The organism is Achromobacter spanius (assembly GCF_002966795.1).
GTDB lineage: Bacteria > Pseudomonadota > Gammaproteobacteria > Burkholderiales > Burkholderiaceae_B > Achromobacter > Achromobacter spanius_D.
In genome coordinates, this window is record NZ_CP023270.1 from 795,270 (window position 1) to 808,435 (window position 13,166).

General features: G+C 55.4%; 5 protein-coding genes, 2 tRNA genes and 4 rRNA genes. 10 read left to right on the top strand and 1 reads right to left on the bottom strand.

The genetic code is table 11. The features are described 5' to 3' along the window. Positions 1–31 precede the first annotated feature (31 nt). The 3 genes from ilvD (at position 32) to msrA (ending at position 2,667) form a co-directional block, all read left to right on the top strand. Positions 32–1,717 (top strand): dihydroxy-acid dehydratase, encoded by a 1,686-nt coding sequence (gene ilvD, locus CLM73_RS03610; protein WP_105237350.1) that lies wholly within the window; start codon positions 32–34, stop codon positions 1,715–1,717. Beyond that, positions 1,701–2,036, top strand: coding sequence for a c-type cytochrome (locus CLM73_RS03615; RefSeq protein WP_199778248.1), 336 nt, complete (start codon positions 1,701–1,703; stop codon positions 2,034–2,036). Before ilvD ends, CLM73_RS03615 begins: the two co-directional genes overlap by 17 nt. 76 nt (positions 2,037–2,112) lie before the next feature. Continuing rightward, positions 2,113–2,667 (top strand): peptide-methionine (S)-S-oxide reductase MsrA, encoded by a 555-nt coding sequence (gene msrA, locus CLM73_RS03620; protein ID WP_105237351.1) that lies wholly within the window; start codon positions 2,113–2,115, stop codon positions 2,665–2,667. Between the two features lie 90 nt (positions 2,668–2,757). Here the strand turns inward: msrA and hppD are convergent, their stop codons facing one another. Beyond that, positions 2,758–3,870 (bottom strand): 4-hydroxyphenylpyruvate dioxygenase, encoded by a 1,113-nt coding sequence (hppD, locus tag CLM73_RS03625; RefSeq protein WP_105237352.1) that lies wholly within the window; start codon positions 3,868–3,870, stop codon positions 2,758–2,760. Between the two features lie 156 nt (positions 3,871–4,026). Here hppD and CLM73_RS03630 point away from each other — a divergent pair, with 156 nt between their 5' ends. The 7 genes from CLM73_RS03630 (at position 4,027) to CLM73_RS03660 (ending at position 12,924) form a co-directional block, all read left to right on the top strand. Next, a complete protein-coding gene (locus tag CLM73_RS03630; protein WP_105241369.1) occupies positions 4,027–4,530 on the top strand; it encodes an Lrp/AsnC family transcriptional regulator in 504 nt (167 codons plus the stop codon). An 822-nt stretch (positions 4,531–5,352) separates the two neighbouring features. Beyond that, positions 5,353–6,883 (top strand): 16S ribosomal RNA (locus CLM73_RS03635). 341 nt (positions 6,884–7,224) lie between these two features. Beyond that, a 23S ribosomal RNA gene (locus CLM73_RS03640) occupies positions 7,225–10,109 on the top strand. A 200-nt stretch (positions 10,110–10,309) separates the two neighbouring features. After that, positions 10,310–10,422 (top strand): 5S ribosomal RNA (rrf, locus tag CLM73_RS03645). Positions 10,423–11,084: 662 nt separating this feature from the next. Continuing rightward, positions 11,085–12,615, top strand: a 16S ribosomal RNA gene (locus tag CLM73_RS03650). The 16S, 23S and 5S rRNA genes sit together here with 2 tRNA genes alongside, the layout of an rRNA operon. Before the next feature lie 132 nt (positions 12,616–12,747). Then, a tRNA-Ile gene (locus CLM73_RS03655) sits at positions 12,748–12,824 on the top strand. A gap of 24 nt (positions 12,825–12,848) precedes the next feature. After that, positions 12,849–12,924: transfer RNA gene (locus CLM73_RS03660), tRNA-Ala, on the top strand. Positions 12,925–13,166 lie beyond the last annotated feature (242 nt).

The window sequence follows — 13,166 nt, forward strand, 5'->3', positions numbered from 1 at the left end:
GCGCCCCGACGGCCGACAGGAGACACTGACCATGCCGCACAACGAACGTTCCCGCCACATCACCGAAGGCGTCGCGCGCGCACCGAATCGCGCCATGTATTACGCGCTCGGCTACAAAGAAGCTGATTTCCAGAACCCCATGATCGGCGTGGCCAACGGCCATTCAACGATCACGCCCTGTAATAGCGGCCTGCAACGGCTGGCCGATGCCGCCATCGACGCGATCCGCGCGTCACGCGCCAATCCGCAGGTGTTCGGCACGCCCACCATCTCCGATGGCATGTCCATGGGCACAGAAGGCATGAAGTATTCGCTGGTGTCGCGCGAGGTCATCGCCGACTGCATCGAAACCGCCGCGCAGGGCCAGTGGATGGATGGCGTCGTCGTCATCGGCGGATGCGACAAGAACATGCCAGGCGGCATGATCGCGCTGGCACGCACCAACGTGCCGGGCATCTATGTCTATGGCGGCACCATCAAGCCGGGTCGCTACAAGGGCAACGACCTCACCATCGTGTCCGTGTTCGAGGCCGTCGGCGAATACACCATGGGCCGCATGCCCGAAGAAGATTTCAAGCAGATCGAGAAATGCGCGATTCCCGGCTCGGGGTCCTGTGGCGGCATGTACACCGCCAATACGATGAGCTCCGCCTTTGAAGCCATGGGCATGAGCCTGCCGTATTCCAGCACGATGGCCAACGAAGACGAGGAAAAGGTCACGTCGTCCGCCGAGTCCGCGCGTGTGCTGGTCGACGCGGTCAAGCGCAACCTGCGCCCGCGCGACATCATCACGCGCGAATCCATCGAGAACGCGGTGTCCGTCATCATGGCCACGGGCGGCTCCACCAACGCGGTGCTGCATTTCCTGGCCATCGCGCACGCCGCCGAAGTGCCGTGGACCATCGACGACTTCGAGCGCATCCGCCGGCGCGTCCCCGTGCTTTGCGACCTGAAGCCGTCCGGCAAGTACGTGGCTACCGACCTGCATCGTGCTGGCGGTATTCCGCAAGTCATGAAGCTCCTGCTCAACGCGGGCCTGCTGCATGGCAATTGCATCACCATCACGGGCAAGACCATTGCCGAAACGCTGGCTGACGTACCCGACGTGCCGCGCGCCGACCAGGACGTCATCATGCCCATCGATCGCGCGCTCTATCCGCAGGGGCACCTTGCCATCCTGAAGGGAAATCTCTCGCCGGAAGGCTGCGTCGCCAAGATCACCGGCCTGAAAAACCCCGTCATCACCGGTCCCGCGCGCGTGTTCGATTCCGAAGACGACGCAATGACCGCCATCATGGCCCAGCAGATCCGCGACGGCGACGTCGTCGTCATTCGCTACGAAGGCCCCAAGGGCGGCCCGGGCATGCGCGAGATGCTTGCGCCCACGTCCGCGCTGGTGGGGCAGGGGCTGGGCGAAACCGTGGGGCTCATCACCGATGGCCGTTTTTCCGGCGGGACCTGGGGCATGGTGGTGGGACACGTCGCGCCGGAGGCGTATGTGGGCGGTCCCATCGCGCTCATTCAGGAAGGCGATTCGGTTACCATCGATGCCCACAAGCTGCTGCTGCAGCTCAACATCAGCGACGAAGAGATGGCGGCTCGTCGCCAGGCCTGGGTCCAGCCCAAGCCGCGTTATACACGCGGTGTGCTTGCCAAGTTCGGCAAGCTCGCCAGCACCGCCAGCCGTGGGGCAGTAACCGATGCGTTTGAAGATTAGTCTGTTGTTGGCCGCGGCCGGCGCCCTGGGCGCTGGCGCGGTGCATGCGCAAACCACTGGCCTGGATCTGGCCAAGAGCAAGGCCTGCATGGCCTGTCATCAGGTAGACGCCAAACGGGTCGGGCCGCCCTTGAAGAGCGTGGCGGAACGATACGCGGGGCAGGGCGACGCCATGGTGGATTACCTGGCGGGCAAGATCCGCGGCGGCGGCCGCGGCGCCTGGGGAGCGGTGCCCATGCCCGCCCAAACTCAGGTCACGCCCGAAGACGCCCGCGCCTTGGCCGAATGGATCTTGTCGCTGGCGCCGGCAAAGCAGTAGCCTTATTCTCATGCCCTGGCACCCAAGCCCGGGGCGCCGGCCGCGAGCAGCGGCCGTCTACAGCAAAGGAATCGTCATGGCAGAACAACCATCACCGGGCAATGAAGTCGCCGTACTTGGCGGCGGTTGCTTCTGGTGCGTCGAAGCAGTGTTTGCCGATCTGCGCGGGGTCAAGAGCGTCTTGCCGGGCTACAGCGGCGGACACGTCGACAATCCCAGCTACGAGCAGGTCTGCGGCAAGGACACCGGCCACATCGAGGTCGCGCGCATCGAATTCGACCCGGCCGAACTCTCGTTCAGCGACCTGCTGCGCGTCTTTTTCGCCACCCACGATCCCACCACCCCGGGTCGCCAGGGCAACGACATCGGCCCGCAGTACGAATCCGCCATCTTCTGGCAGAACGAATCGCAGCGCGAGCAGGCCGAGGCTGTCATCGCCGAGGTCGAGGCGCAAAAAGTCTACGATGCGCCCATCGTGACCAAGCTGCTGGCGCCGGCGCATTTCTGGCAGGCCGAGGACTATCACAGCAACTATTTCGCCCTGCATCCCGAGCAAGGCTATTGCCAGTTTGTGATCGCACCCAAGGTTGCCAAATTCCGCAAGCAATTCCACGATCGCCTGACGCGCTGAGCCGCGGCAGAGCGCCCAAAGAAAAACCCCGCTTCGCAGCGGGGTTTGAACAAGCTATTTAGACGTACGCCTGGCGCCCGTCTTCAAGCCTTATTCCACAGTCTTCACAACGCCGCGGCGCATCTGGTCCAACTCGATGGATTCGAACAGGGCCTTGAAGTTGCCCTCACCAAAGCCGTCGTTGCCCTTGCGCTGGATGATCTCAAAGAAGATCGGACCGATCTGGTTTTCGGTAAAGATCTGCAGCAGCAGTCCGCCGTCCGGGGCACCATCCAGCAGGATGCGGTTCTTCTGCAGGCGATCCACGTCTTCGCCGTGGTTCGGCATGCGGCGATCAAGCAGTTCGTAATAGGTCTCCGGTGTGTCCAGAAACACGACGCCCGTTTCGCGCAGCGCTTCCACCGTCGCATAGATGTCATCGGTCGACATGGCGATGTGCTGGATGCCTTCGCCGCGATAGAGATCCAGATATTCCTGAATCTGGCCTTTCTCTTCGGTGCCTTCCTCGTTGATGGGAATGCGGATATTGCCGCAGGGCGACGTCATCGCCTTGGACTTCACGCCTGTCACCTTGCCTTCGATGTCGAAGTAACGCACTTCACGGAAGTTGAACAGGCGCTCGTAGAACTCCGACCACTCGGCCATGCGGCCCTTGTGCACGTTATGCGTCAGGTGGTCCACCAGGGTCAGGCCCGCGCCGCGCCAGTTCACGTCGGTCTGCGCGTTGGCCGGATCCAGCGGAATGAAGTCCACGTCATAGATGCTGATGTCGCCGATGCCGCCATGGCCTTCCTTGCCGGCCCAGCGGTCCACCAGATAGATCAGCGAATCGCCGATGCCTTTGATCGCGGGAATATTCAGTTCCATCGGGCCGCTATGCGAATCAAAGCCCCACGCGCCCAGTTCCAGCGCGCGCTTGTAGGCGGCGTTGGCATCCTGCACGCGAAAGCCAATCGCACAGATCGACGGGCCATGCAGGCGAGCAAAGCGCTGGGCAAAGGAATCGGGCTCGGCGTTGATCAGGAAGTTCACGCCGCCTTGGCGGTACAGGGTCACGTCCTTGTGACGATGCTTGGCAATGGCCTTGAAGCCCAGCAGCTCAAACACTTTGCGCAGCGCGGCGGGGTCCGGCGCGGCATATTCAATGAACTCGAACCCGGCGGTGCCCATCGGGTTGTCCCAGGGTTGGAAAGCGCTGCTCATAAGTTTGCTCCCTTGCATGTTTTGTGAGGACGACTTGTTAATCAAGTCTAGACGCAGATTGTAGGTACGAAGGGCGGGCAGACAATTGCAAACATGGCGCAAAACGTGGCGACTTGGGCAATAATATTGCTCACTATGGAAGATCAGGGGTTGAAAATGTCCGGAATTGAGCTTGATAGGACAGATCTAAGGATTCTGGCTGAGCTTCAGCGCGACGGACGCCTCAGCAACCAGGAGCTGGCTGACCGCGTCTCCCTGTCGCCAAGTCCCTGCCTGCGCCGGGTCCGCCGCCTCGAAGAGCAGGGCTTCATCAAGAAGTACGTGGCGCTCATCGACGCCGCCAAGGTGGGGCTCGGGTTGCTCGCGTACGTAAACATCCGCCTGAACAAACATAGCGGGTCCAGTCACGCACCCATGAGCGACTTCGCACGCGACGTCCAGCTCTGGCCCGAAGTTGTCGAGTGCTACGCCATGTCCGGCGACATGGACTATCTGCTTCGCATCCAGGTGGCCGACCTGGCCCACTTCTCCCGCTTCGCCATGGACACCCTCATGCGTCACCCGGCGGTGGTGGACATGCGTTCCTTCTTCGCGCTGCAGCAGATCAAGGAAACGACGGAACTCCGGATACAGCAGACGGCTATATATATAGAGAGCTAGCCCCGACGCTGTTCCTATCTATATAGAGAGGGGGCGGAGCAAGGGCTGCATAGAAAGTGCTGCGTCCCCAAAAAGAATCACATTTCTGCAAAATGGGTGTCATGCTGACCACACATGCAGAATTTCTGTGCTATAGTCTCGCTCCTTCGCAGTTCAAACAGTTTTGAGCAGCGAAGCCAAGCAGGTGCAACAGGTCGGCGGGTTCCGCCGGCCTGCCGCGAAGGCAGTCAGAAATGAAGCCAAGCGGTTATTGCAAGGATCCGCGCAAATCAGGCAGAAGCCAGTTGCAAGATCCGCAAAAATTGTGCTATAGTCTTGGGCTTGGCTGGTGATGACGAATCAGGGTTTACCCGGATCGAAATTTCAGCCACCTGTGCAGTAACCAGCCTCCGGGTTTCTCGGGGCCGCTTGAAAGTTAAGCGGGGTTGCAAGATGCGGTGCAAATCAGGCAAAAGCCAGTTGCACAATCTGCAAAAGCTGTGTTATAGTAGAGGGCTTGGCGGTTGCCGAAAAATTAGGGTTTACCCTGACGTTTCGATAGTCGCTAAGTGCTGAGAAATCAGCGCCGCGATTTGAAGTTTGCAGTACAGAATTTAGTAAGACCGCTCTTTAACAATTAAACAACCGATAAGTGTGGGCGCTTGATGCGGGTGCAGCGGTTTGGGTTTCGGCCTGAATCGCAAGCACAAGAAATCAAGTGCTCACTAGAAGTGAAGTTCCTTAGACGTCAAGTTTAAGAACATACCTCACTTCCTTTGAGTAGCGACGTATGACCTGGTTTGAATTTATTCAGACCAAGAATACGAAACAAATACAGAGATTAAACTGAAGAGTTTGATCCTGGCTCAGATTGAACGCTAGCGGGATGCCTTACACATGCAAGTCGAACGGCAGCACGGACTTCGGTCTGGTGGCGAGTGGCGAACGGGTGAGTAATGTATCGGAACGTGCCTAGTAGCGGGGGATAACTACGCGAAAGCGTAGCTAATACCGCATACGCCCTTCGGGGGAAAGCAGGGGATCGTAAGACCTTGCACTATTAGAGCGGCCGATATCGGATTAGCTAGTTGGTGGGGTAATGGCTCACCAAGGCGACGATCCGTAGCTGGTTTGAGAGGACGACCAGCCACACTGGGACTGAGACACGGCCCAGACTCCTACGGGAGGCAGCAGTGGGGAATTTTGGACAATGGGGGAAACCCTGATCCAGCCATCCCGCGTGTGCGATGAAGGCCTTCGGGTTGTAAAGCACTTTTGGCAGGAAAGAAACGTCTCGGGATAATACCCCGGGAAACTGACGGTACCTGCAGAATAAGCACCGGCTAACTACGTGCCAGCAGCCGCGGTAATACGTAGGGTGCAAGCGTTAATCGGAATTACTGGGCGTAAAGCGTGCGCAGGCGGTTCGGAAAGAAAGATGTGAAATCCCAGAGCTTAACTTTGGAACTGCATTTTTAACTACCGAGCTAGAGTGTGTCAGAGGGAGGTGGAATTCCGCGTGTAGCAGTGAAATGCGTAGATATGCGGAGGAACACCGATGGCGAAGGCAGCCTCCTGGGATAACACTGACGCTCATGCACGAAAGCGTGGGGAGCAAACAGGATTAGATACCCTGGTAGTCCACGCCCTAAACGATGTCAACTAGCTGTTGGGGCCTTCGGGCCTTGGTAGCGCAGCTAACGCGTGAAGTTGACCGCCTGGGGAGTACGGTCGCAAGATTAAAACTCAAAGGAATTGACGGGGACCCGCACAAGCGGTGGATGATGTGGATTAATTCGATGCAACGCGAAAAACCTTACCTACCCTTGACATGTCTGGAATGCCGAAGAGATTTGGCAGTGCTCGCAAGAGAACCGGAACACAGGTGCTGCATGGCTGTCGTCAGCTCGTGTCGTGAGATGTTGGGTTAAGTCCCGCAACGAGCGCAACCCTTGTCATTAGTTGCTACGAAAGGGCACTCTAATGAGACTGCCGGTGACAAACCGGAGGAAGGTGGGGATGACGTCAAGTCCTCATGGCCCTTATGGGTAGGGCTTCACACGTCATACAATGGTCGGGACAGAGGGTCGCCAACCCGCGAGGGGGAGCCAATCCCAGAAACCCGATCGTAGTCCGGATCGCAGTCTGCAACTCGACTGCGTGAAGTCGGAATCGCTAGTAATCGCGGATCAGCATGTCGCGGTGAATACGTTCCCGGGTCTTGTACACACCGCCCGTCACACCATGGGAGTGGGTTTTACCAGAAGTAGTTAGCCTAACCGCAAGGAGGGCGATTACCACGGTAGGATTCATGACTGGGGTGAAGTCGTAACAAGGTAGCCGTATCGGAAGGTGCGGCTGGATCACCTCCTTTCAGAGCTTACGTGCTCGTGTTAAGCGTCCACTCTTATCGGTTGTTTTTTGTAGCTGGCGTCAATTAGTTGGCGCAGCGTAGAAACTAACTCATAGCACTGCTTGCAGTGCTATGAGTTGGGTTTTACTCAACAGCTATATTTGTTCTTTAACAATCTGGAAGAAGCACAACGAAAATGTGTTCATCAAGTAATCAGCGTTGCTGATGAAGATGGGCACGGGTTGTGATTGCATTATTTTTGTTCCAAGTTCTCAAGACTGGGGTGCAAACCTCAGACTGCTTTGAAACTTATGAACGGCACAAACGCTAATACTCAGGTCCTATAGCCTACAGCGTTATAGGATCAAGCGACTAAGTGCATATGGTGGATGCCTTGGCGATCACAGGCGATGAAGGACGTAGTAGCCTGCGAAAAGCTGCGGGGAGCTGGCAAACAAGCTTTGATCCGCAGATATCCGAATGGGGAAACCCACTGCAGCAATGCAGTATCCCTAGCTGAATACATAGGCTAGTGGAAGCGAACCGGGTGAACTGAAACATCTCAGTAGCTCGAGGAAAAGAAATCAACCGAGATTCCGAAAGTAGTGGCGAGCGAAATCGGATGAGCCTTTACGTTTTAGCGCGCAGGATAGTCGAACGGAATGGAAAGTCCGGCCGTAGCAGGTGATAGCCCTGTAGACGAAATTCTGTGTGTGGAACTAAGCGTAAGACAAGTAGGGCGGGACACGTGAAATCCTGTTTGAAGATGGGGGGACCATCCTCCAAGGCTAAATACTCGTGATCGACCGATAGTGAACCAGTACCGTGAGGGAAAGGCGAAAAGAACCCCGGAAGGGGAGTGAAATAGATCCTGAAACCGTATGCATACAAACAGTAGGAGCCTCCTTGTGGGGTGACTGCGTACCTTTTGTATAATGGGTCAGCGACTTACATTCAGTGGCAAGGTTAACCGAATAGGGAAGCCGTAGCGAAAGCGAGTCCGAATAGGGCGATTTAGTCGCTGGGTGTAGACCCGAAACCAGATGATCTATCCATGGCCAGGTTGAAGGCACGGTAACACGTGCTGGAGGACCGAACCCACTAATGTTGAAAAATTAGGGGATGAGCTGTGGATAGGGGTGAAAGGCTAAACAAATCTGGAAATAGCTGGTTCTCTCCGAAAACTATTTAGGTAGTGCCTCAAGTATTACTGCGGGGGGTAGAGCACTGTTATAGCTAGGGGGTCATGGCGACTTACCAAACTATGGCAAACTCCGAATACCCGCAAGTACAGCTTGGGAGACAGAGCACCGGGTGCTAACGTCCGGACTCAAGAGGGAAACAACCCAGACCGCCAGCTAAGGTCCCAAATTATCGCTAAGTGGGAAACGAAGTGGGAAGGCATAGACAGTCAGGAGGTTGGCTTAGAAGCAGCCATCCTTTAAAGAAAGCGTAATAGCTCACTGATCGAGTCGTCCTGCGCGGAAGATGTAACGGGGCTAAGCGATAAACCGAAGCTGCGGGTGTGCACTTTTAGTGCACGCGGTAGGAGAGCGTTCTGTAAGCCTGCGAAGGTGGCTTGTAAAGGCTGCTGGAGGTATCAGAAGTGCGAATGCTGACATGAGTAGCGATAAAGGGGGTGAAAAGCCCCCTCGCCGTAAGTCCAAGGTTTCCTGCGCAACGTTCATCGGCGCAGGGTGAGTCGGCCCCTAAGGCGAGGCAGAGATGCGTAGCTGATGGGAAGCTGGTTAATATTCCAGCACCGTCGTACAGTGCGATGGGGGGACGGATCGCGGAAGATCATCAGGGTGTTGGATGTCCCTGTTGCTGCATCGAAGATGGCGCTTAGGCAAATCCGGGCGCGTAAATCAAGGGTGTGGCACGAGCGAGCATTGCTTGCGAAGTGATTGGAAGTGGTTCCAAGAAAAGCCTCTAAGCTTCAGCTGTACGAGACCGTACCGCAAACCGACACAGGTGGACGGGATGAATATTCCAAGGCGCTTGAGAGAACTCAGGAGAAGGAACTCGGCAAATTGATACCGTAACTTCGGGAGAAGGTATACCCCGGTAGTGTGAAGCGCCTGCGCGCTTAGCATGATGGGGTCGCAGAGAATCGGTGGCTGCGACTGTTTATTAAAAACACAGCACTCTGCAAAGACGAAAGTCGACGTATAGGGTGTGACGCCTGCCCGGTGCCGGAAGGTTAAGTGATGGGGTGCAAGCTCTTGATCGAAGCCCCGGTAAACGGCGGCCGTAACTATAACGGTCCTAAGGTAGCGAAATTCCTTGTCGGGTAAGTTCCGACCTGCACGAATGGCGTAACGATGGCCACACTGTCTCCTCCTGAGACTCAGCGAAGTTGAAGTGTTTGTGATGATGCAATCTACCCGCGGCTAGACGGAAAGACCCCATGAACCTTTACTGTAGCTTTGCATTGGACTGTGAACCGGCCTGTGTAGGATAGGTGGGAGGCTTTGAAGCGTGGTCGCTAGATCACGTGGAGCCATCCTTGAAATACCACCCTGGTTTGTTTGCGGTTCTAACCTTGGTCCGTTATCCGGATCGGGGACAGTGCATGGTGGGCAGTTTGACTGGGGCGGTCTCCTCCCAAAGTGTAACGGAGGAGTTCGAAGGTACGCTAGGTACGGTCGGAAATCGTGCTGATAGTGCAATGGCATAAGCGTGCTTGACTGTGAGACTGACAAGTCGAACAGGTGCGAAAGCAGGACATAGTGATCCGGTGGTTCTGAATGGAAGGGCCATCGCTCAACGGATAAAAGGTACTCTGGGGATAACAGGCTGATACCGCCCAAGAGTTCATATCGACGGCGGTGTTTGGCACCTCGATGTCGGCTCATCTCATCCTGGGGCTGTAGCCGGTCCCAAGGGTATGGCTGTTCGCCATTTAAAGAGGTACGTGAGCTGGGTTTAAAACGTCGTGAGACAGTTTGGTCCCTATCTGCCGTGGGCGTTGGATACTTGACGGAGCCTGCTCCTAGTACGAGAGGACCGGAGTGGACGTACCTCTGGTGTACCGGTTGTCATGCCAATGGCATTGCCGGGTAGCTAAGTACGGAAGAGATAACCGCTGAAGGCATCTAAGCGGGAAACTCGTCTGAAGATTAGGTATCCCGGGGACTTGATCCCCCTGAAGGGTCGTTCGAGACCAGGACGTTGATAGGTCGGGTGTGGAAGCGCAGTAATGCGTTAAGCTAACCGATACTAATTGCCCGTGAGGCTTGATCCTATAACACTGATGGTTATGACCTGGTGATATAGCGTTCCAAGTGTCGTTCAATACAAAATACTGGCTGCACCGTCGGCAGCCAGCCAACACAATTACACCCACTGTGCGCCGATCATCGAGCTCCTAGCTCTGATCGCCACACGTTGCGCTTCTTCCAAGATTGGAGCAGTTGCCTAACCGCAACCGCTCAACCAGTTACGCCTGACGACCATAGCAAGGTGGTACCACTCCTTCCCATCCCGAACAGGACAGTGAAACGCCTTCGCGCCGATGATAGTGGACGGACGTCTGTGAAAGTAGGTCATCGTCAGGCTTTTATTGCGCAAACCCCCACAGGTAAGCCTGTGGGGGTTTGTTTTTAGTGAGAACCTATGTTCCATGCACGCTGAAAAGGAGACTCTCCAGCTCGGCTGCAATGCAGAACAGAGTGCAAGTCAGGCAGAAGCCGGTTGCATTCACTGCAAAAATGGTGATATAGTGTCGGGCTTGGCTGCTACCGAAAAATCTAGGGTTTACCCTGACGTTTCGATAGCTGCTAGGACAGGACGAAAGTCCTGGCGAGACCTGAAGAGGTCGCCGCAAGAAAGCGAAGCAAACTGCGAAAGCAAAAAGCGAAGCTGACTTGACAAGCGATAAAAACTTCTTCATAATCTCGTTTCTCTGCTGCAACGACAGCGACGACGCGAAAGCGAAGTTAGTCGAAGTTGAAAGCAGAAATCAGCAGTACAGAATTTAGCAGTACAGAATTTAGTAAGACCGCTCTTTAACAATTAAACAACCGATAAGTGTGGGCGCTTGATGCGAGTGCAGCGATTGGGTTTCGGCCTGAATCGCAAGCACAAGAAATCAAGTGCTCACTAGAAGTGAAGTACCTTAGACGTCAAGTTTAAGAACATACCTCACTTCCTTTGAGTAGCGACGTATGACCTGGTTTGAATTTATTCAGACCAAGAATACGAAACAAATACAGAGATTAAACTGAAGAGTTTGATCCTGGCTCAGATTGAACGCTAGCGGGATGCCTTACACATGCAAGTCGAACGGCAGCACGGACTTCGGTCTGGTGGCGAGTGGCGAACGGGTGAGTAATGTATCGGAACGTGCCTAGTAGCGGGGGATAACTACGCGAAAGCGTAGCTAATACCGCATACGCCCTTCGGGGGAAAGCAGGGGATCGTAAGACCTTGCACTATTAGAGCGGCCGATATCGGATTAGCTAGTTGGTGGGGTAACGGCTCACCAAGGCGACGATCCGTAGCTGGTTTGAGAGGACGACCAGCCACACTGGGACTGAGACACGGCCCAGACTCCTACGGGAGGCAGCAGTGGGGAATTTTGGACAATGGGGGAAACCCTGATCCAGCCATCCCGCGTGTGCGATGAAGGCCTTCGGGTTGTAAAGCACTTTTGGCAGGAAAGAAACGTCCCGGGATAATACCCCGGGAAACTGACGGTACCTGCAGAATAAGCACCGGCTAACTACGTGCCAGCAGCCGCGGTAATACGTAGGGTGCAAGCGTTAATCGGAATTACTGGGCGTAAAGCGTGCGCAGGCGGTTCGGAAAGAAAGATGTGAAATCCCAGAGCTTAACTTTGGAACTGCATTTTTAACTACCGAGCTAGAGTGTGTCAGAGGGAGGTGGAATTCCGCGTGTAGCAGTGAAATGCGTAGATATGCGGAGGAACACCGATGGCGAAGGCAGCCTCCTGGGATAACACTGACGCTCATGCACGAAAGCGTGGGGAGCAAACAGGATTAGATACCCTGGTAGTCCACGCCCTAAACGATGTCAACTAGCTGTTGGGGCCTTCGGGCCTTGGTAGCGCAGCTAACGCGTGAAGTTGACCGCCTGGGGAGTACGGTCGCAAGATTAAAACTCAAAGGAATTGACGGGGACCCGCACAAGCGGTGGATGATGTGGATTAATTCGATGCAACGCGAAAAACCTTACCTACCCTTGACATGTCTGGAATGCCGAAGAGATTTGGCAGTGCTCGCAAGAGAACCGGAACACAGGTGCTGCATGGCTGTCGTCAGCTCGTGTCGTGAGATGTTGGGTTAAGTCCCGCAACGAGCGCAACCCTTGTCATTAGTTGCTACGAAAGGGCACTCTAATGAGACTGCCGGTGACAAACCGGAGGAAGGTGGGGATGACGTCAAGTCCTCATGGCCCTTATGGGTAGGGCTTCACACGTCATACAATGGTCGGGACAGAGGGTCGCCAACCCGCGAGGGGGAGCCAATCCCAGAAACCCGATCGTAGTCCGGATCGCAGTCTGCAACTCGACTGCGTGAAGTCGGAATCGCTAGTAATCGCGGATCAGCATGTCGCGGTGAATACGTTCCCGGGTCTTGTACACACCGCCCGTCACACCATGGGAGTGGGTTTTACCAGAAGTAGTTAGCCTAACCGTAAGGAGGGCGATTACCACGGTAGGATTCATGACTGGGGTGAAGTCGTAACAAGGTAGCCGTATCGGAAGGTGCGGCTGGATCACCTCCTTTCAGAGCTTACGTGCTCGTGTTAAGCGTCCACTCTTATCGGTTGTTTGATATAGCTGGGATCAGTTGTAGGCTTGGGTCGAGGGAATCTTCCCTGGGTCTGCAGCTTCCTGACTACTGATCCGAGAAGGTTTTGGGTCTGTAGCTCAGTCGGTTAGAGCACCGTCTTGATAAGGCGGGGGTCGTTGGTTCGAATCCAACCAGACCCACCAAGTATTTCGCGTCAAGCGGGATATGGGGGTGTAGCTCAGCTGGGAGAGCGCCTGCTTTGCAAGCAGGATGTCATCGGTTCGATCCCGTTCACCTCCACCATTGATTCTCATTGATCGCCGGTGGCGATGTAGAGGCCAACTCATAGTGTCGTATCTGACGGCGTTATGAGTTGGGTTTTACCCAACAGCTATATTTGTTCTTTAACAATCTGGAAGAAGCACAACGAAAATGTGTTCATCAAGTAATCAGCATTGCTGATGAAGATGGGCACGGGTTGTGATTGCATTATTTTTGTTCCAAGTTCTCAAGACTGGGGTGCAAACCTCAGACTGCTTTGAAAC